Below are 18,891 nucleotides of genomic sequence, written 5' to 3'. Positions count from 1 at the left end.
GGCACCCTCAAACCCAGAAAAAAGCCCCTGGCAATGGACAGGGGCGCAGTGGGTGCACACCCTGGGGGTGTGCGCGGTGGTGGGTTAGCGCACCTGGCGCGCGGCAAAGTGGGCGCGGGGGGCAACATAACTATCTTGGGCCTGCACCAGTTGCAGCTCACGCTGGCCGCTGGCATGGGTGTGCTGCAGCAGCTCAAACATGCTGGCCGTGGTGCGTTCCAGCGCATGCTGGGCCGAGCCGCTTTGGCCAAAGTGCTGGCTGTAATGGGCGGTGAACAGCGCTGCCGTCACGTCGCCCGAGCCATTGGCCTTGAACGGCAAGTGCGGCGTGGCCACCAGCCAGGCACCGGTGGCATCGGCAGCCAGCATCTCTATGGTGCCGGGGGCTGCATCCGGGCGGTGCACACTGGTCACCAGCACGGCGCGTGGGCCCATGGCCATCACCGCATCCACGGCGCGCAGCGTGTCGTCCAGCGTCTTTACCTCCACGCCTGCCAGATAGCCCAGTTCAAACTGGTTGGGGGTGACCAAGTCAGCCTTCGGCACCACGCGCTCGCGCAGCAGCACGGGAATGGCGGGGTTCACAAAGCAACCGGATTTGGCATTGCCCATCACCGGGTCACAGGTGTAGGTGGCGGCTGGGTTCAGCGCTTTGACGCGCGCCACGGTGTCCAAAATGGCATCGGCAATGTCGGCGCCGCCCTGGTAGCCGCTGAGCACCACATCCACCTGCGCCAGCGCACCGCGCTGCTCCATGGCCGCCACGATGGCGCTCACCTCGCTGGCCGGAATGGGCGAGCCGCCCCATTGGCCGTAGCCCGTGTGGTTGGAGAAATTGACGGTGTACACCGGCCACACCTCGTGCCCCAGGCGCTGCAGCGGAAACACTGCCGCCGAGTTGCCAACGTGGCCGTAAGAGACATGGGACTGGATCGAGAGAATATTCATAGCGCAAAGCAGTGGCAGCGCACACAGGCTGCCGGGGCCATCAAATGCAATGCAGCCGATGGTAGCGCTGTGCCCGGTGCGCTGCTGTGCGGGCGCGCAAAAGTGCGCAGGGGCAGTGCGTCAAAACCACCCGGGCGGTGGCAGGTGTTAGGCACATTGCAAGCCAAATTGACCTCTAGCCAAGGTGTAGAAAGCGCTTGCCGCTCTGTTTTTGATGAGCGCTGGGCGCGCTACAGCGGCCCCGGCGGCTGCAGCTGCGGGAAAAACTGCGCATAGCCCGCCATGAACTTCTGCCGCCGGGCGGGGCGCAAGTCCAGCTCCTGCAGCAGCTCGTACTTCTCAATCAGCTGCTTGAACTCCAGGTACGGGCTCTGCGGGTTCTGCGTGGCGGCGTACATCGCAATCGCCTCGAAGGCATCCTGGTTGATGATGGCCTTGAGGATGTTGGCGTAGAACATGCGGTCTTCGTGCGCCGTGTCCGGAAACTTCTGGTCGATGAACCTCAGCATCTCAAACAGGATGGAGATGAAGTGGTCTATCTCGCTGTGGTCCGCCATCAGCTCCCGGCGCGCCGCCTCCAGCGTCTCCTGGCTGCGCGCCTGTGCCATCAGGCGCTGCAAGATGCTGCCCGCGGGCGTATCGCCCTCGGCCTCGTGGTACTCGTTGATCGTCTCGAACGTGCTGTTGTGCAGCTTGAGCAGCGAGAAAAACGTGTTCTCAAACGCATCCAGCCGCTGCGCGGCAATCTGCTCGGTGAACAAGCGCACATTGTTCTCGGCCGCCAGGGTGGACTTTTTCAGCTCCTCCATCGTCGCGTTCAGCTCGCTGCGCTGCAGCCGCAGTGTGAACAGCACCGCCAGGAACGAGAAAAAGCTCAAGATCGGGTTGAGCACACCGCCCAAAAAGTCACCCGACAGGCCCAGCGCTTCTGAGCGGCTCATGCCCTCGCCATGGGGGTTCTCCAGCCAGGTCTGGTAGTTGCTCTCAAAGTCCCAATACGCCTTCAGGTACATCCATGCCGTGCACACCAGCACGCACACGGCGATCAGTTCCATCACATGAAATTTTTGCCATCTTTTTTGCGTCATGGTGGCGGCCTCCTGCTGTGTGGTTGTACGGGGGCGGCAGCGGCGTGGCTATAGGAGACAGGCGTGAGGTCGTGGTTTTAAATGAAATAGGGCGGTGGGGCTGATGCAGCAAGCGCGGGTAGCTACTTCTTTTGAAAACTCTTTTCTGGTTTTGGTGCTGCGTTGTCTTTGATGGCAGAACCGGCTGATCGCGCCGGGGCGAGTTCCTTTCTTTTGCTTCGCCAAAAGAAAGGAACCAAAGAAAAGGCGACCCTGCTGCCCCCGACCCTCCGCGCTGCTACGGGCCACCTCCCGTGCGCGCCCCAGACGGGCCAGCCGCAAACTCGCCTGTGTCCCACAGGCTCAAACAGCGCGTCTGGCTGCTTCCGTCTGGGGCTGTGCGCGGGAGGCGGGGGCAGAAGGGATGAGGGTGTGTTGAGCGCTTGGGGCTTGAGAAAGCTTTTGGGTTGGCGGCTAGGTTTTAAGCCAAATTTGGCGCTAGCGCTTATGTAGCAAGCGCGGGCAGCTACTGCTTTTGAAAAGTTCTTTTCATTTTTGTGCTGCGTTGGGTTTGACGCAGAACCGACTTATCGCGCTGGGCGCGACTAACTTCTTTCGACTCGAGCAAGCCGGTCAGTAAATGGAGTGCGGTAGTAAACGGCTGTCGAAAGATCCAGTTGTGCGTGTGGATGTGATGTGGAAACAGCCACAAGAAATATGAATTAGTGCCGCATTAAAAATTTGTGTGGAAGCACATTCAGTGTGTAAATAAATTTTATTTTTTAGGATTTAATATTTTCAGAAAATTGAAATTGAAAAAAGAAAAATTCTTTGGTTTTTGAAAAGAATTTTTTGTAATTTATTCTTTAAATTGAAATGGTTTTTTATATCTTTCCTTCTCTATTATTTTAAAATCAGTAAAATCTCTTAACCATTTTTCATGAGAATCATCGTTAAATATAATATTTTCATTTGAATTAAATGTGAATTTAGGTGTAGAAATTTTTGTTTTAGCTAAGAAAGAGTGTTTTTCAGAAAGCTGTTCAATATGATTATTTATTATTTTCAATAATTCATTGATAAAAAAAGGAAATCATTTGAGTATAGGTTTGCGGCTTCCATTAGGGTTTTGTACCTGCCATCTGTTCTTCCAGATTTTTCGAGACCATAGATAATAAATTCAGCGGGGATTTCATGGTTGGAGTGGTTTTTAATTTCTAAAAGCATTTCTTCTCTTTTTGAAATCACCTCCGACAAAAGGCGAATCGCATTTTCTCCATGAAGAAAAGCTGAATATCCTTTGGATCCAAGATCTATTTTACTAAAAATAATATTTTTTCCTTCATTAAGCATCGATGCATCAATTACTCCAAAAGACATTAGGTTATTTTTAATTTTTAAAGTTCGTGGCTTTGGGGTAATTTTCCCGTTATTTATAATGAAATTAAATTTCAATTTTCTCTTTGATTCATCTTCAATTATTTTTAATTGAGAAAGAAAATTGTTATATACAGGGGAAAATTATTCTTTTTGAAAGAATATATTTGATTAAAAGAGTGTACAAATATATTAAGTAATATAAATGAAGCGTTTATTTCTTCTTTGCAAGATTCTAATTTGTTTCTTTTGATGGATATTTTTTGTGCAGCATAAGCACCACCAATAGTTCCCGCCGCACTACTGAATAAGGCAAGTAAAACATCTCTGAAAATCGATTCATTGGCACTTATTGGCATTTTTTCTCCTTGGGGGAAATATTTTGTATTCATATAAGTGATATGAGCAAGCAATTTCAATTTTAAAAAATGAATGGACGCCTTCTACCCGTGCCGAGGCGCACAGAGCACAGGGTGGGCAGTTGCACCGCAGGATGCAACTGCTTCGTCATCTGACTGGCCGCAGCTGTTTGAACGAAGCGCTGCAAGCGCGCAGTGAGTTCTGCGGCCCCACCCTGTGATCGAGCACCGCAGGTTGCCCGCTTGGGTTTTGCGCAGCAAAGCCCAAAGGGACACGGGTAGAGGGGTGCACTTCTTTTGCTTACTTTTCTTGTGCAAGCAAGAAAAGTGAGTCGCCGCCGCGCGACAAGCGGCCTCTGTAAGTAAAGACTCAGCTAGAGATAAAAACTAGCCAAATCAGCCCCAAGCCCAATCACACCAAGCGCCAACAGCTATCAAAAACAATAAAAAAGCCTCCCGAAGGAGGCTTGGTATTCGCCAGGCGAAAAAAGGCGGGCTTAAGCCAGCTTGGCCTTCAGCACTTCATTGACCTGGGCCGGGTTGGCCTTGCCCTTAGAGGCTTTCATGACCTGGCCGACCAGGGCGTTGAACGCCTTGTCCTTGCCTGCGCGGTATTGCTCGACGTTGCCGGGGTTGGCGGCAATCACTTCGTCAATGATGGCTTCCAGCGCGCCGGTGTCGTTCATTTGCTTGAGGCCCTTGGCTTCAATCACGGCGTCCACATCGCTGCCTTCACCCGTCCACAGCGCTTCAAACACTTGCTTGGCGGCGTTGTTGGAGATGGTGCCGTCAGAGATGCGGCGGATCAAAGCGGCCAGCTGTTCGCTGGTGACCTTGACGGCGTCCATGCCGATTTCTTCGTTGTTCAGGCGGCGCGAGATTTCGCCCATCACCCAGTTGGAGGCCAGCTTGGGCTGCTCGCAGCCCTTGGCGGTGCGCTCAAAGTACGCGGCCATGTCTTGTGACTGGGTCAGCGTGGTGGCGTCGTACTCGGGCAGCGCGTACTGCTCGACAAAGCGGGCGGCCATGTGGCGGGGCAGCTCGGGCATGTCGCCCTTGACTTGCGCAACCCAGCTGTCGGCCACGACCAGCGGTGGCAGGTCTGGATCGGGGAAGTAGCGGTAGTCGGCCGCGTCTTCTTTGGTGCGCATGGCGCGGGTTTCGCCCGTGTCGGGGTTGAACAGCACGGTGGCTTGCTGGATGCTGTAGCCGTCTTCGATCTGCTCAATCTGCCAGCGGATTTCGTAGTCGATGGCGATTTGCATGTTCTTGAACGAGTTCAAGTTCTTGATCTCGCGGCGGGTGCCCAGCGGCGCGCCGGGCTTGCGCACGGAGACGTTGGCGTCGCAGCGGAACGAGCCTTCTTGCATGTTGCCATCGCAAATGCCGATCCAGGTGACGATCTTGTGCAGCTCTTTGGCGTAGGCCACGGCTTCTTCGGTGCTGCGGATATCGGGTTCGGTCACGATTTCCAGCAGGGGCGTGCCAGCACGGTTCAGGTCAATGCCGGATTCGGTCGGGAACTGGTCGTGCACGGACTTGCCCGCGTCTTCTTCCAAGTGCGCGCGCACCAGGCGCACGGTGTGCTGCTTGTCGCCCACGTAGAAGCTGACTTCACCGCCTTGCACCACGGGAATCTCGAACTGCGAGATTTGGTAGCCCTTGGGCAGGTCAGGGTAGAAGTAGTTCTTGCGCGCAAAAATGCTGCGGGGCGCAATGTGGGAACCGAGGGCCAGTCCCAACTTGATAGCGCATTCCACGGCCTTTTTGTTCATCACGGGCAGCGTGCCGGGCAGGGCCAAGTCCACGGCGCAGGCTTGCGTGTTGGGCTCTGCACCAAAAGCGGTGCTGGCGCGGCTGAAGATCTTCGATTGGGTCGCCAGTTGGGCGTGGGTTTCAAAGCCGATAACGACTTCGTAGCCCTGAATGAGTTTGGCAGTCATGTTCTGTACAAGTCCTTGCTGCAATCAATGCGGTGGCCAGTGCGGGGTGGTAGCCGCCAGAGGTTTGTAGTGTTTTAGGCCTCTGGCGCTGATCCAGCCTACGCTGGCAGCTATGGTTTAGATACCTGCGGGGCGTTGCAGGTGGAAGTCCGTGGCTTGCTGGAAGCGGTGGGCCGCGTTGAGCAACTTGCCTTCGGCAAAGTAGTTGCCAATCAGCTGCAAGCCCACGGGCATGCCACCGGCGCCAAAGCCTGCGGGCAGGCTCAAACCGGGCAAACCAGCCAGCGATGCGGGCAGGGTGAACACGTCGGCCAGGTAGTTGCTGACGGGGTCGGCCTTGCCGCCAATCGCCCACGCGGTGGTGGGCGCAGAGGCACCGGCGATCACGTCGCATTCCTTGAAAGCGGCCTGGAAGTCGTCGGCAATCATGCGGCGAATCTTCTGCGCTTGCAGGTAGTAGGCGTCGTAGTAGCCTTCGGACAGCACATAGGCGCCGATCATGATGCGGCGCTTGACCTCATCGCCAAAGCCTTCGGCGCGGGTCTTTTTGTACATATCGTTCAGATCGGCAAAGTCTTTGGCGCGGTGGCCGAACTTCACACCATCAAAGCGCGACAGGTTGGACGAGGCTTCAGCCGGTGCCAAGATGTAGTACACGGGCACCGACAGCTCGGTGCGGGGCAGGCTGATGGGCACTAGCTTGGCACCCAGCTTTTCGTATTCCTTGAGGGCCGCATCCACGGCGGTGCGCACGTCTGCGCTCAGGCCTTCGCCAAAGAACTCGGCAGGCACGCCAATACGCAGGCCTTCGATGCTGTCGTTGAGCTTCAAGGTGAAGTCTTCGGCAGGCACGTCGATGCTGGTGGAGTCACGGTCCAGATCGGGGCCGCACATCTCGGACAGCAGCAGCGCGCAGTCTTCGGCGCTTTGGCCCATGGGGCCGGCTTGGTCCAGCGACGAAGCGAAGGCAATCATGCCGTAGCGGCTGGCGCGGCCATAGGTGGGCTTGATGCCGGTGATGCCGCAGAACGAGGCGGGCTGGCGAATGGAGCCGCCGGTGTCGGTGCCGGTGACCGCTGGGGCCAAACGGGCGGCCACGGCAGCGGCGGAACCACCCGACGAGCCACCGGGCACGCGCGAGGTGTCCCAGGGGTTGCGCACGGGCTGGGCCGCGTCAAAGCCCACGGGGGCGATGGCCGAGTTTTCGTTGGCGCCGCCCATGGCGAATTCGTCGCAGTTCAGCTTGCCCAGCGTGACCACACCGGCTTCGGCCAGCTTGCGCACCACGGTGGCGTCAAACGGCGACTGGTAGCCTTCCAGCATCTTGCTGGCGGCGGTGGTGGGAAAGTCTTTGGTAACAAAGATGTCTTTGTGCGCAATGGGCACACCCGCCAGACGGCCGCCCTTGCCTTCAGCGATCAGGGCATCGGCCGCTTGGGCTTGTGCCAAAGTGGCTTCTTCATTGATAGCCACAAATGCACGAAGGTTTTGATGCGCTTTGGCACGGGCCAGAAAGTGCTGGGCCGCTTCAACGGCGGAAATTTCTTTGTTCTTCAACTGGGCGGCCAGCGCGGCCACGCCCAGGTTGTGCAGTTCGGTATTGCTCATGTGTGTGCTTTGCCTTGCGCTTATTCGATGACCTTGGGCACGAGGAACAGGCCCTCGCCCTGGGCGGGCGCGTTGTGCATATTGGCTTCGCGCTGGTTGGGCTCCGAGGCGATGTCTTCGCGCAGGCGCAGCACCACGTCCTGGATGGCGGCTACAGGATGTGCCAGGGGCAGGACGCCCGAGGTATCCACAGCTTGCATTTTTTCGACGATGCCAAAAAATCCGTTCAGCTGCGAAAGCATGCGCGCACTTTCTTCTGGGGAGAGTTCGAGCCGCGCCAAGTTGGCGATGCGGTCAATGTCGTTCGAGGTGAGTGCCATAGGTTTTCTTCGGTGCGAAACCGGATGTAAAGCTGTCAGACGGCATGCGCCGCCCTGAGTTATTCACAGGGGATACGGTATTATCTGGTCTTTGCGCAATTACCATCTTTAGATGGTTGGGATTGTGCAGAAAAGCCTAAACTTGACTCCCCCCTGATTCCCGTTGATCTATACCCTGGCGATAGCAGGCCGAAGTGCATGCTGTGCCTGAGAGGAAATTTGAATGTTCGGTGCTTTCCGTCGGTACTTCTCCACCGATTTGGCCATTGACCTGGGTACAGCCAATACCCTGATTTTCGCCCGCGACAAGGGCATTGTTCTGGATGAGCCCTCCGTGGTTGCCATTCGCCATGAGGGTGGCCCCCACGGCAAGAAGGTCATCCAGGCCGTAGGCCGCGAGGCCAAGGCCATGCTGGGCAAGGTGCCTGGCAACATTGAAGCGATTCGCCCCATGAAGGATGGCGTGATTGCGGACTTCGTGATCACCGAACAGATGATCAAGCAGTTCATCAAGATGGTGCACCCCCGCAATGTGATGACGCCCAGCCCGCGCATCATCATCTGCGTGCCCTGTGGTTCCACCCAGGTGGAACGCCGCGCCATCAAGGACGCTGCCGAAGCTGCTGGCGCCACTGCGGTGTACCTGATTGAAGAGCCCATGGCCGCCGGTATCGGCGCAGGCTTGCCTGTGTCGGAAGCCTCGGGCTCCATGGTGGTGGACATCGGTGGTGGTACTACTGAAGTGGGCGTGATCTCGCTGGGCGGCATGGTCTACAAGGGTTCGGTCCGCGTGGGCGGTGACAAGTTCGACGAAGCCATCATCAGCTACATCCGCCGTAACTACGGCATGCTGATCGGTGAGCCCACGGCTGAATTGATCAAGAAGGAAATTGGCTCGGCCTTCCCTGGCTCTGAAGTCAAGGAACTGGAAGTCAAGGGCCGCAATCTGTCCGAAGGCGTGCCCCGCAGCTTCACCATCTCCAGCAACGAAGTGCTGGAAGCATTGACCGAGCCGCTGAACCAGATCGTCTCTGCTGTGAAGAACGCGCTGGAACAAACCCCTCCCGAGCTGGGCGCCGACATTGCCGAGCGCGGCATGATGCTGACCGGTGGCGGCGCGCTGCTGCGTGACCTGGACCGTCTGCTGGCCGAAGAAACCGGTCTGCCCGTGCTGGTGGCCGAAGAGCCGCTGACCTGCGTGGTGCGCGGTTGCGGCATGGCGCTGGACAGCCTGGATCGTCAAGGCAGCATCTTTACCAGCGACTGATGTTGCACCCGGCTTGCCGCGTAGTGCATGGCGCGCAACGTGGCAAGCTATTGGATGGAATGGTTTCCCATGTTCTCTGAGAAAGCTCGCACCCTCAACGTGCCGTGTGTTTGGGCCGTGGGTGGTGCTACGCACACGCCAAGGTGCAGACCATGAGCTTGAGAACCCTGGAGCGCGATGCTCCTTCTTCTTTCAAACACAGCGTGCCTGCCGGCACACGCGTGCTGCTGCTGAGCGTGCTGGCGGTGGTGCTGATGCTGGCCGATGCACGCCTGAAACTGACCGAGCCACTGCGCCAGGCTGTGTCGGTGGTGTTGTTTCCCATGCAATGGGCGGTGATGAAGCCGGTGGAATGGTTGTCCAACGGACAGTCGTATTTTGCCGACTTGACCCACGCGCAGAACGAAGCCGTGGAATCGCGCCGCCAGATGACATCCATGATGCTCAAGGCCCAGGATGCCGAGCGCCTGCACGAAGAAAACCAGCAGCTGCGTGAACTGCTGGAGCTGCGCCCCCGACTGGCCGTGAAGACCGTGGCCGCCGAAGTGATGTATGAAACCCCAGACAGCTATACGCGCCGCGTGGTGCTGGACAAAGGCCAGGTGGCCGGCGTCGAGCCAGGCAGCCCGGTGATGGACGATCTGGGTGTGCTGGGGCAGGTGACGCGCGTGCAGCCGTTCTCGAGCGAAGTGACCCTGCTGTCTGATCGTGACCAGGTCATTCCCGTGATGGTGGCGCGCACCGGTGTGCGCAGCGTGGCCTATGGCGATGCCTCCAATCTGCGCACCGACAGCATCGAGCTGCGTTTCATGTCCAACGACGCGGACGTGAAAGAAGGCGACATGCTGGTGACCAGCGGTGTGGATGGCGTCTATCTGGCAGGCCTGCCTGTGGCCCGCGTGGTGCAGGTGGAGCGTCGTGCCCAGTCACCGTTCATGCGTATTTACTGCGAACCCATGGCGCGCCTGGATGGCGCACGGCATGTGATGGTGTTGACCCCGCTGAACGTGGTGAAGGCCGAACATTCACCCGATGCGCAACCGATTGCGCCGACCGAGGCAGAAACCAAACAGCAGCGTGAAGACCGCTCGGCGCAGCGTCGCTCGCTGGGCAAGCTGCCCTTGCCCGGACCAGGAGGCCAGCCATGATCATGCCGCGTGGTCAGCAACTGCTGATGCCGGTCAGCCCGGCGTTTATTGCCGTGAGTGTGGCGGTGGTGTTTATCCTCAGCCTGCTGCCGCTGGGCGGCTTTGTCTGGATGCCGGACTTGCTGCTGCTGGTGCTGGCTTTCTGGGCCACCCACCACCCCAATCGCATTCCCATGAGCGTGGCATTCCTGCTGGGCTTGTGTGTGGATGTGCAGCAGACGGCCTTGTTGGGTCAGCATGCGCTTACTTACGTTTTGATTGTTTATCTGGCACAGCGCTTTAGCCGCCGCATGATGTGGTTCTCGCCCCTGACGCAGGCGCTGCAGCTGTTGCCCGTATTTGCGATGGCGCACCTGTTGCAGATGCTGATCCGCATGCTGGCGGGCGGCATGTTCCCGGGCTTTTGGATTGCACTGGCCCCGGTGCTGGAGATGGTGCTGTGGCCCCTCGTGAGTGCGATTTTGTTGGCGCCCCAGCGCCGTGCCCCTGATGCAGACAGCAACCGTCCCCTGTAAGGCTGCCATGCACGGCCTGTCCCGTTGGTCCTGCGCAAGGAGCGAGCATGGCTGGCTTTGAAGTGCGCAACGGCGAAGCGGAGCTGTACCGGTTCCGCCTGCGCATCATCGTGGTGGCCCTGATGGTGCTGCTGTTGTTTGGCGTGCTGTTCTACCGGCTGTTTGTGCTGCAGGTGGTGCGCCACGATGCCTTTGCCGAGCGCGCTGAGAGCAACCGCACGGCAGTGGTGCCCATCGTGCCCAACCGGGGGCAGATTCTGGACCGCAACGGCATTGTGCTGGCCACCAATTACTCGGCGTACACGCTGGAGATCACACGCTCCAAGGTCAAAGACCTGGAGGAGACGATCGATGCGCTGTCCGAGCTGGTCGAGATCACGCCGCGCGATCGCCGCAAGTTCAAGCGGCTCATGGAGGATTCCAAGCGCTTTGAATCCATCCCCGTGCGCTCCCGCCTGAGCGATGAGGAAGTGGCGCGCTTTGCGGCCCAGCGCTGGCGTTTTCCCGGCGTCGAGATCAAGGCCCGGTTTTTCCGCAACTACCCGCTGGAAGACGTGGCAGGCCACGTGGTGGGCTATATCGGCCGCATCAACCAGAAAGAGCAAGAGGCGCTGGAAGACAGCGACGACTACGCCAACTACCGGGGCACCGAAGTCATCGGCAAGCTGGGTATTGAACAAAGCTATGAAAAACAGCTGCACGGCCTGACGGGTTGGGAGCAGCTGGAGACCACGGCCGGCGGTTTCGCCGTGCGGCGCCTGAACAGCCGCCCCGCCACGCCGGGCGACACTGTGGTGCTGAGCCTGGATGTGGGCCTGCAAAAGCTGGTGGAAGACCTCTACGGCGAGCGCCGTGGCGCTTTGGTGGCCATGGACCCGCGCAACGGTGAGGTGTTGGCCATGGTGAGCAAGCCTGGCTACGACCTGAATCTGTTTGTGGACGGCATTGACCAGGAAAACTGGGACATGCTCAACAACTCCATCGACCGCCCCCTGCTCAATCGTGCCCTGCGCGGCTCTTACCCGCCTGGCTCGACCTACAAGCCTTTCATAGCGATTGCGGGTCTGGAGTCGGGCAAACGCAAGATCGACACCACCATCCAGGACAGCGGCAGCTGGACGTTTGGCGGCCACACTTTCCGCTCGGGCCACCCCAACGGGCCGACCAATCTGCGCCGCTCCATCATCAAGTCGTCCAATGTGTACTACTACATGCTGGCCAACGACATGGGCGTGGACATGATTCACGACTACCTCTCCCCCATGGGGTTTGGCCGCCAGACTGGCATTGACCTGCTGGGCGAAGCCAAGGGCGTGCTGCCCAGCACGGAGTGGAAGCGCAACACCTACAAGCGTCCCGAACAGAAGAAGTGGTATGCGGGCGAGACGATTTCGCTGGGCATTGGTCAGGGCTACAACCACTTCACCATGCTGCAGATGACGTATGCCGCTTCCATGCTGGCCAACCACGGTGTGCAGCACACACCGCACCTGGGCAAGGGCACGGTGGATGCAGTCACGCGCCAGTTCACACCGTTGTACCGCGACACCGGCAAGGACATGGGCTACAAGAGCGCCCACGTGGAAGCCGTGCGCAGTGCCGTGGCGGCGGTGACGGTGGAAGGCACGTCACGCGGCGTGTTTGCCGGTGCGCCCTACACCTCGGCGGGCAAGACGGGTACGGCCCAGGCCGTGACGGTGGGCCAGAAGGAAAAGTACAACGCCGCCAAGTTGGCAGAGCACCAGCGCGACCACTCGCTGTACCTGGCCTACGCCCCCGCCGAGAACCCCAAAATCGCCCTGGTGCTGATCGTGGAAAACGCGGGCTTCGGTGCCGCAGCGGCGGCGCCTATTGCACGCCGGGTATTTGATTACTGGCTGCTGGACCGCTACCCCAGCGAAGAGGACATGGCCGCCATGCGCAAGGGCCAGGCCAGCCGGCCGATTGGCACACCGCGCAGCGGCCAGGAAATGATGGCCCAGTACGAGCGCATTCCGCTGCCCGGTGTGGGTGAGCCACGGGTGCTGGAGAACTTCAGCGGCGGTGACATGGCCGTGCCGCGCGCCCCCGATGCTGCGCCTGCAGAAGACGAAGAGCAGGACGAAGACTAGGCGCCGCAAGCCGCCAGTGCGGCGCTGCAGCTCACCACGCTGTGCCGCGCTGCATCAGGCGCGGGCCGTGGGGCCATCGTCCTCGGTGGTGAGGATGATTCGGGGCTGGGGTTGCCACTGGCTGAAGATCAGGGCCGCCACAATCAAGGCGGCGCCGCTGATGGCGGTCATGCCCATGCGCTCGTTGATCAGCCACCACGCTGTCAGTGCGGCAAACACGGGCTCCAGACCAAACACAATGGCGCAGCGCATGGCATCCACGCGCTGCTGGCCCCAAGCCTGCAGCACCACCACCATGGCGCTGGCAATCAGGCCCAGATAGACCAGCGCCAACCATGCATCACCCGACAGCGCCATGGCCTGCACATACAGCTGGCGCATGCCTTGTGGCTGCACCAGCAGCATCAGCGTGGTGCACACCCACATGGAACCGGCCAGTGCCGCAGCCATGCGGGTGGCGCGCAGGGGCGCTGCCTGGTTGCGCAGGCCAGCCGCTTCCATGGTGAGGATGTAGACGGCGTAGACCACGGCGCTGCCCAGCGTCAGCGTGTCGCCCCAGTTCCATGGTGCGTCTTCAAAGAACATCAGGCACATGCCGCCCACAGCCATGGCGCAGGCCAGCCAGACCTGCCAGCCCATGCGCCGGCGCAGCGCCAGCCAGGCGATCAGGGGCACGATCAGCACATTCAGCCCGGTCACAAAAGCATTGCGGTTGCTGGTCGTGTGGTGCAGGCCTTCAATCTGCAGCCAGAAGGCCACAAAGTTGAGCACGCCCAGCCCCAGGCCCCAGCGCCATTCGGCCGTGCGCATGCCGCGCCACAGCGGCAGCAGCACCAGGGCGGCCATGCCAAAGCGCAGCCAGATGATCTGCAAGGTGCTCAGATCGGTGGTGAGCTGCTTCATGGCGGGGAAGGTGGTGCCCCAGACCATGGTGACGGTCAGCAGGGCCACAAGGCCCCAACGTTCGGTACGCATGAGAAAACAACAGACGTAAAAATAGGAGCTGCTTGCGCTCGTGTTTTCTGTGGTTCAGCATCAAAACATGCCAAAATCCTTGAAACACAGGCGCTAGTAGCTCCTAGGTTTGATAGCCGCGCAAGGCGGTGAAAACGGGGCTTAGTGTGCCACGCGGCCGATGAAAGCGGCGATGCGCTCGTTGGCTGGATTGGCAAAAAACTCGGTCGGTGGTGCTTCGTGGGCGATGCAGCCCTGGTCAAAGAACATCACGCGGTCGGACACCTCGCGGGCAAAACCCATTTCGTGCGTGACCACAATCATGGTCATGCCGCTTCGGGCCAGCTCGCGCATCACTTCCAGCACTTCCTGCACCATCTCTGGGTCGAGCGCGCTGGTGGGCTCGTCAAACAGCATGACCTGCGGCTCCATCGCCAGCGCGCGGGCAATCGCCACGCGTTGCTGCTGGCCGCCGGACAGCTGCCACGGGTATTTGTGCGCGTGGTCTTGCATGCCCACGCGCTGCAGCAGCTGCATGGCATGGGCGTTGGCGGCGGCGCGCGCCATCTTGTGGATGCGGCGCGGTGCCAGGGTGATGTTGTCCAGCACGCTCATGTGGCCAAACAGGTTGAACTGCTGGAACACCATGCCCACTTCGCAGCGCTGCTTTTGCAGCGTGGCTTCGTGGTCGGTCACGGGCACACCATCGATGGTGATGGTGCCGCCGTCATGCGGCTCCAGACGGTTCAAAGCGCGCAGCAGCGTGGACTTGCCCGAGCCGGAGGCGCCGATGATCACGGTCACCTCGCCCTTGCTGAACGTGGTGGATACGCCCTTGAGCACCTGGTGGCTGCCAAAGCTTTTGGTGACCTGGTCGCAGACGATGTAGGGCGTGCGGGTATTGGCGGCTTGGCTCATGGCTGGCGGCCCTCCACGTCAAAGCGGTACTCGATCGCGGCGGTGACCTGGGTGACCAGCGTGGTCAGCACCAGATAGGTCACGCCCACGGTGATCAGCGTTTCCACCGGCTGGAAGGTGGACGACTGGATGCGGTTGCCGACATTGGTCAGCTCCACCACGCCAATCGCATAGGCCAGGGACGAGTCCTTGAGCAGCGCGACAAAGTTGCTCACCAGCGGGGGCAGCGAAATCTTGAACGCCTGGGGGAACACCACATCCAAAAACACGCGGCTTTTGGGCAGACCCAGCGCGCGGGCGGCTTCAGCCTGGCCACGCGGTACGGCATTCAGGCCGGCGCGCACGGCTTCGGCGTTGTACGCCCCCACGTTGAGCGACAGGGCCACACAGGCGGCGGCAAAGTCCGGCAGGTTCAGCCCCGGCACCAGCACGGGTAGGGCGAAGTACATGAACAGAATCTGCACCAGCAGCGGTGTGCCGCGGATGATCCAGATATAGGCACTGGCCAGGCTGCGCAGCAGCACATTGCGCGAGGTGCGGGCCAGGGCTGCGGCCACGCCCAGCAGCAGACCCACAGCGCCGCTGATCAGCGTGAGGTAGAGCGTGGTGCGGGCGCCTTCGGCAAATTCGGCGGCATGGTCGCCGATGGGCTCGGGCATGAGGGCGAGCAACTCGCCCAGCAAAGACACGACCACCACCATCAGCACCAGTGCGGTGACCAGGGTGGCGTTGCTGCGCTGTGGACGGCTCCAGTGGGAGGGCCAGAGGGCGGTAAGCATAGGAACAATGAGGTTGGTGGCACAAAAAACGCCCTGCCGGTGGGCAGGGCGTTGGCAGCTGTCAGCGCGCCAGCGTGGGCGCAGCCAACGGCTGCCTGTGCACGGGTTTATTCAGGACAGCGAATGTCTTCCTGGAACCACTTCTGCGAAATCTTGGCGTAGCTGCCGTCTTTCAGCGAAGCGGCAAATGCCTGGTTCCACGCATCGGCCAGGGGTTGGTTGTCCTTGGCGACGGCGGCGGCGATCTTTTCCACAAACAGCAGCTCGCCCTGGTGGAACTTGATCTTGGGGTTCTTTTGCAGCATTTCCTTGGCCAGGAAACGCTCGGTCACCCAGGCGTCGGCGCGCTTGGTCATCAGCGCGTTCATGGCCGCTTCGTTGGTGGGGAAGTTCACCACGCGCTTGACGCCGGGCACGTGCTTTTGCACGTAGTCCAGGTAAGTGGTGCCGGTTTGGGCCGACACGGTCTTGCCGGCCAGGTCCTTGCCAGCCTGAATGGCGGCGTCGGTCGAAATCACCTGGGCGCCCGAGCAGTAGTGGGGCGCGGTGAAGTTCACGGCTTTTTCACGCTCGGGCGTGATGCCGTGCGAGGAAATGACCAGATCCCAGCGATCTTGTTTCAGGCCGGTGAGCAGGGCGTCGAAGGAAATGGTTTTCCACTCGAACTTCAGGCCCATTTTCTGGGCCATCAGTTCGGCCAGGTCCACTTCAAAGCCCACCAGCTTCTTGCCTTCAAAGTAGGCAAAAGGAGCGTAGTAGCCTTCGGTGGCCAAGCGGATGGTGCCGTCCTTCTGGATGGCGTCCAAGCTACGGGCGTGGGCACCAGTAGCGGCCAAAACTGCCAGGGTGGCAGCGGCGATCACGGAAATGCGTTTCATGAGAGGTTCCTGAGTCAGTCGCAGGTTCCGGCCCCCGGCTCCAAGCGCTTGGAGCCTCCGCACGCACCACGCGGCGCGGAAACATGGAGGCCACAGCTTGGCCGCAGGGCCAGGGCTGTGCTGCTCGACGAATGGTGCAAGAGCACCAAAATGGAGCAGCCTGAGGGCGAAAACAGGTCTCGATTATAGAAGTCGCCCTTCTTTGTTGCAGAAGGGTGACTGAGCAGCCCCGAGGGCTTCCGGCTTGCAAGGGTGCGCGTGCGCTCAGGCGCCGAAGGCATCCCAGCCTGTTTTGCAGATCAGCAGGCTCACCACCACGATGAAGATGATGCGCACAAAACCCGCCCCGTGGCGCAGCGCCATCCAGGTGCCCAGCATGCTGCCCAGCACATTGGCAATGGCCAAGGGCACGGCAAAGTGCCACCACACATGGCCCTTCATGGCAAACAGCGCGATGGCCGCCAGATTGGTCATGACGTTCATCAGCTTGGCGTTGATGGAGGCGTTCAGAAAGTCATAGCCCAGCAAGCGCACCAGCAGAAAGACAAAGAAGCTGCCCGTGCCGGGGCCGAAAAAGCCGTCGTAAAACCCGATCACTAGGCCGATGGCTGCCGTCAGCCATTGGGTGGTGCGCACGCTGTGGTGGGGGGTGTGCTCGCGGCCCATGTCTTTTTTGGCCAGGGTGTAGAGCAGCACGCCCAGCAAGATGAAGGGCAGCAGCTTGCGCAGAAAGTCGGGGTTGACCAGGGTGACAGCCCAGGCGCCGCTGAATGCGCCGACACCGGCCGCCGCAATGCCCGGCACGATGGTGGCCCAGGTGATCTGAATACGGCGGCTGTACTGCCAGGTGGACATGGCCGTGCCCCAGACCGCGGCGCTTTTGTTGGTGCCAAACAAGGTGGCGGGCGCGGCGTTGGGGAAGGCGGCGAACATGGCGGGCACCAGAATCAGCCCGCCACCGCCCACGATGGCATCCACAAAACCAGCCAGGGCCGAAGCCAGAGAGACAAAGATCCATTCCATAGCTGCGCATTGTGCGCTGGGCGCATGGCAAAAGGCTGTCACCAGCCCAAACAAAAAGCGCCGGGGTACCGGCGCTTTGGAAAGGCATCTCATTGGTGGATGCTTTTTGAATATTGGTCTGGTTGTGGATCGAGTTGTCTCCTCGGGCCCTCCTGGCTGCTGCACCTTGGTGCGCGCTAGAGTGAATGCAATGTAAGTCGTGCCTTGCAATGGTGCATCGGGGATTTCCCGCAAGTGTGTGACTTTCTGTCTGACAGCCCTGTGGCGGGGTGTGCCGTCTGTCGGTGTGGGCACAGCTTGTGCTTGGTGGCCTCTACCAAAAGAAGCCACGGGAGGTCGGCATGGAGATGCGAAACAGGCTGTGCAGATGGGGTGGGGGCGCAGCGGCGTTGTGGGCATTGCCCATGGGTGTGCAGGCGCAGCAGATGGTGGGGTTTGCCGATATTCAGGGTGCAGACACGGCCTGGGTGCTGATGTCTACCGCACTGGTGCTGTTGATGACGCTGCCCGGTGTGGCGCTGTTCTACGCGGGCATGGTGCGGCGCAAGAATGTGTTGAACACCCTGGCGGCGGTGCTGGGCGCGGCCTGCGTGGTGAGTGTGGTGTGGTTCGCCGTGGGCTATTCGCTGGCATTCACGCCGGGCACGGCCTGGATCGGCGGGCTGCAGCGGCTGTGGTTGGAGGGGCTGGATTACCAGCAGGCGGCGCAGCAGCTGTCCGTCAGCCATATCGCGCCGCACATTCCGGAGGCGGCATACGCGCTGTTTCAACTGACGTTCGCCATCATCACGGCGGCGCTGATTGTGGGCGCCTTGGTCGAGCGCATGCGCTTTGGCGCACTGATGCTGTTCATGGCGCTGTGGAGCTTGCTGGTGTATGTTCCGATCGCGCACTGGGTGTGGGAGCCCGGTGGTTGGTTGGCCCGCATGGGGGCGCTGGACTTTGCCGGGGGCGCGGTGGTGCACGTGAACGCCGGGGCGGCCGGGTTGGCTTGTGCCTGCTACCTGGGCAAGCGCACGGGCTATGGGCGCGAGCCGTTTCAGCCCTACAACCTGGGCTGGACCATGCTGGGCGCGTGCCTGCTGTGGGTGGGGTGGTTTGGCTTCAACGGGGGCTCTGCCCTGGCGGCCGATGGCCGCGCGGCCCTGGCCATGGTAGTGACGCACCTGGCGGCCGCTGGCGGTGCCATGGGCTGGGCCGCGGGAGAGTGGTTGTTCCACCGCCGCGTGTCGCTGCTGGGGTTGTGCTCGGGGCTGGTGGCCGGCTTGGTGGCCGTGACACCGGCGGCGGGCTTTGTGGGCCTGGGCGCGGGCCTGGCGATCGGGCTGATGGCCGGGCTGGTCTGCTACTGGGGGGCCACAGGGTTCAAACGCTGGCTGGGCGCCGATGACGCGCTGGATGTATTTGGTGTGCACGGGCTGGGCGGCATTGTGGGCTCCATCCTGACCGGGGTGTTTGTGAACAGCACCATCTCTGGCGCGCAGGGCAATTTGCTGGCGCAAACCGTGGCCGTGCTGGTGGTGGCGGCCTTCAGCTTTGCCGCCACGTGCGCGCTGATGTGGGTGACCGACCGCCTGGTGATCGTGCGGGTCGATCTGCAGGAAGAGCAACAAGGGCTGGATGTGACGCAACACCGTGAGCAGATGGGCCAGTGATGGCCGCTCTGCGCAGCAGCA

17 protein-coding genes are annotated in these 18,891 nt (G+C 60.4%); 5 read left to right on the top strand and 12 right to left on the bottom strand.

Annotated elements, in window-relative coordinates; translation table 11 throughout:
• Positions 1-84 precede the first annotated feature (84 nt).
• From pdxY to gatC, 7 genes are all read right to left on the bottom strand, one after another.
• A complete protein-coding gene (gene pdxY, locus AC27VO_RS05470; RefSeq protein WP_488665702.1) occupies positions 85-948 on the bottom strand; it encodes a pyridoxal kinase PdxY in 864 nt (287 codons plus the stop codon).
• A gap of 230 nt (positions 949-1,178) precedes the next feature.
• A complete protein-coding gene (locus AC27VO_RS05465; RefSeq protein ID WP_488665701.1) occupies positions 1,179-2,036 on the bottom strand; it encodes a putative phage abortive infection protein in 858 nt (285 codons plus the stop codon).
• Between the two features lie 1,044 nt (positions 2,037-3,080).
• Positions 3,081-3,470, bottom strand: coding sequence for a hypothetical protein (locus AC27VO_RS05460; RefSeq protein WP_488665700.1), 390 nt, complete (start codon positions 3,468-3,470; stop codon positions 3,081-3,083).
• A gap of 29 nt (positions 3,471-3,499) precedes the next feature.
• Positions 3,500-3,784, bottom strand: a complete 285-nt coding sequence (locus AC27VO_RS05455) for a hypothetical protein (RefSeq protein ID WP_488665699.1) — start codon at positions 3,782-3,784, stop codon at positions 3,500-3,502.
• 464 nt (positions 3,785-4,248) lie between these two features.
• Positions 4,249-5,694 (bottom strand): Asp-tRNA(Asn)/Glu-tRNA(Gln) amidotransferase subunit GatB, encoded by a 1,446-nt coding sequence (gatB, locus tag AC27VO_RS05450; RefSeq protein WP_488665698.1) that lies wholly within the window; start codon positions 5,692-5,694, stop codon positions 4,249-4,251.
• A gap of 117 nt (positions 5,695-5,811) precedes the next feature.
• Complete coding sequence (gene gatA, locus AC27VO_RS05445) at positions 5,812-7,302, bottom strand: Asp-tRNA(Asn)/Glu-tRNA(Gln) amidotransferase subunit GatA (protein ID WP_488665697.1); 1,491 nt, start codon at positions 7,300-7,302, stop codon at positions 5,812-5,814.
• A gap of 20 nt (positions 7,303-7,322) precedes the next feature.
• Positions 7,323-7,622, bottom strand: coding sequence for an Asp-tRNA(Asn)/Glu-tRNA(Gln) amidotransferase subunit GatC (gene gatC / locus AC27VO_RS05440; protein WP_488665696.1), 300 nt, complete (start codon positions 7,620-7,622; stop codon positions 7,323-7,325).
• Positions 7,623-7,845: 223 nt separating this feature from the next.
• Between gatC and AC27VO_RS05435 the strand changes: the two genes are divergently transcribed.
• The 4 genes from AC27VO_RS05435 (at position 7,846) to mrdA (ending at position 12,663) form a co-directional block, all read left to right on the top strand.
• A complete protein-coding gene (locus AC27VO_RS05435; protein ID WP_488665695.1) occupies positions 7,846-8,889 on the top strand; it encodes a rod shape-determining protein in 1,044 nt (347 codons plus the stop codon).
• Between the two features lie 152 nt (positions 8,890-9,041).
• Positions 9,042-10,037, top strand: a complete 996-nt coding sequence (gene mreC / locus AC27VO_RS05430) for a rod shape-determining protein MreC (RefSeq protein WP_488665694.1) — start codon at positions 9,042-9,044, stop codon at positions 10,035-10,037.
• Entirely contained in the window at positions 10,034-10,552 is a 519-nt protein-coding gene (mreD, locus tag AC27VO_RS05425) for a rod shape-determining protein MreD (RefSeq protein ID WP_488665693.1), read from the top strand. Before mreC ends, mreD begins: the two co-directional genes overlap by 4 nt.
• A gap of 47 nt (positions 10,553-10,599) precedes the next feature.
• Positions 10,600-12,663 (top strand): penicillin-binding protein 2, encoded by a 2,064-nt coding sequence (gene mrdA / locus AC27VO_RS05420; protein ID WP_488665692.1) that lies wholly within the window; start codon positions 10,600-10,602, stop codon positions 12,661-12,663.
• Between the two features lie 54 nt (positions 12,664-12,717).
• On the opposite strand, the gene AC27VO_RS05415 is transcribed toward mrdA, so the two are convergent.
• From AC27VO_RS05415 to AC27VO_RS05395, 5 genes are all read right to left on the bottom strand, one after another.
• Positions 12,718-13,638, bottom strand: coding sequence for a DMT family transporter (locus tag AC27VO_RS05415; RefSeq protein WP_488665691.1), 921 nt, complete (start codon positions 13,636-13,638; stop codon positions 12,718-12,720).
• Positions 13,639-13,779: 141 nt separating this feature from the next.
• On the bottom strand, positions 13,780-14,535 hold the full coding sequence (locus tag AC27VO_RS05410; RefSeq protein WP_488665690.1) for an amino acid ABC transporter ATP-binding protein: 756 nt from the start codon (positions 14,533-14,535) through the stop codon (positions 13,780-13,782).
• Positions 14,532-15,314, bottom strand: a complete 783-nt coding sequence (locus AC27VO_RS05405; protein ID WP_488665689.1) for an amino acid ABC transporter permease — start codon at positions 15,312-15,314, stop codon at positions 14,532-14,534. The genes AC27VO_RS05410 and AC27VO_RS05405 overlap by 4 nt, the downstream gene beginning before the upstream one ends.
• 107 nt (positions 15,315-15,421) lie before the next feature.
• Positions 15,422-16,192, bottom strand: coding sequence for an ABC transporter substrate-binding protein (locus AC27VO_RS05400; protein ID WP_488665688.1), 771 nt, complete (start codon positions 16,190-16,192; stop codon positions 15,422-15,424).
• A 264-nt stretch (positions 16,193-16,456) separates the two neighbouring features.
• Positions 16,457-17,215, bottom strand: a complete 759-nt coding sequence (locus AC27VO_RS05395; RefSeq protein ID WP_488665687.1) for a sulfite exporter TauE/SafE family protein — start codon at positions 17,213-17,215, stop codon at positions 16,457-16,459.
• 341 nt (positions 17,216-17,556) lie between these two features.
• Between AC27VO_RS05395 and AC27VO_RS05390 the strand changes: the two genes are divergently transcribed.
• Positions 17,557-18,870, top strand: a complete 1,314-nt coding sequence (locus AC27VO_RS05390) for an ammonium transporter (RefSeq protein WP_488665686.1) — start codon at positions 17,557-17,559, stop codon at positions 18,868-18,870.
• The last annotated feature ends 21 nt before the right edge of the window (positions 18,871-18,891 follow it).

It is taken from the genome of Comamonas sp. 14P8.1.4, from assembly GCF_057799285.1.
This window is presented reverse-complemented; position numbering and strand designations above follow the sequence as displayed.

Excerpts from the sequence above, each read along its gene's own strand:
- pdxY (WP_488665702.1), bottom strand. The coding sequence starts at position 948 with ATGAATATTCTCTCGATCCAGTCCCATGTCTCTTACGGCCACGTTGGC.
- AC27VO_RS05465 (WP_488665701.1), bottom strand. The coding sequence starts at position 2,036 with ATGACGCAAAAAAGATGGCAAAAATTTCATGTGATGGAACTGATCGCC.
- AC27VO_RS05455 (WP_488665699.1), bottom strand. The coding sequence starts at position 3,784 with ATGAATACAAAATATTTCCCCCAAGGAGAAAAAATGCCAATAAGTGCC.
- gatB (WP_488665698.1), bottom strand. The coding sequence starts at position 5,694 with ATGACTGCCAAACTCATTCAGGGCTACGAAGTCGTTATCGGCTTTGAA.
- gatA (WP_488665697.1), bottom strand. The coding sequence starts at position 7,302 with ATGAGCAATACCGAACTGCACAACCTGGGCGTGGCCGCGCTGGCCGCC.
- gatC (WP_488665696.1), bottom strand. The coding sequence starts at position 7,622 with ATGGCACTCACCTCGAACGACATTGACCGCATCGCCAACTTGGCGCGG.
- AC27VO_RS05435 (WP_488665695.1), top strand. The coding sequence starts at position 7,846 with ATGTTCGGTGCTTTCCGTCGGTACTTCTCCACCGATTTGGCCATTGAC.
- mreC (WP_488665694.1), top strand. The coding sequence starts at position 9,042 with ATGAGCTTGAGAACCCTGGAGCGCGATGCTCCTTCTTCTTTCAAACAC.
- mreD (WP_488665693.1), top strand. The coding sequence starts at position 10,034 with ATGATCATGCCGCGTGGTCAGCAACTGCTGATGCCGGTCAGCCCGGCG.
- mrdA (WP_488665692.1), top strand. The coding sequence starts at position 10,600 with ATGGCTGGCTTTGAAGTGCGCAACGGCGAAGCGGAGCTGTACCGGTTC.
- AC27VO_RS05415 (WP_488665691.1), bottom strand. The coding sequence starts at position 13,638 with ATGCGTACCGAACGTTGGGGCCTTGTGGCCCTGCTGACCGTCACCATG.
- AC27VO_RS05410 (WP_488665690.1), bottom strand. The coding sequence starts at position 14,535 with ATGAGCCAAGCCGCCAATACCCGCACGCCCTACATCGTCTGCGACCAG.
- AC27VO_RS05405 (WP_488665689.1), bottom strand. The coding sequence starts at position 15,314 with ATGCTTACCGCCCTCTGGCCCTCCCACTGGAGCCGTCCACAGCGCAGC.
- AC27VO_RS05400 (WP_488665688.1), bottom strand. The coding sequence starts at position 16,192 with ATGAAACGCATTTCCGTGATCGCCGCTGCCACCCTGGCAGTTTTGGCC.
- AC27VO_RS05395 (WP_488665687.1), bottom strand. The coding sequence starts at position 17,215 with ATGGAATGGATCTTTGTCTCTCTGGCTTCGGCCCTGGCTGGTTTTGTG.
- AC27VO_RS05390 (WP_488665686.1), top strand. The coding sequence starts at position 17,557 with ATGGAGATGCGAAACAGGCTGTGCAGATGGGGTGGGGGCGCAGCGGCG.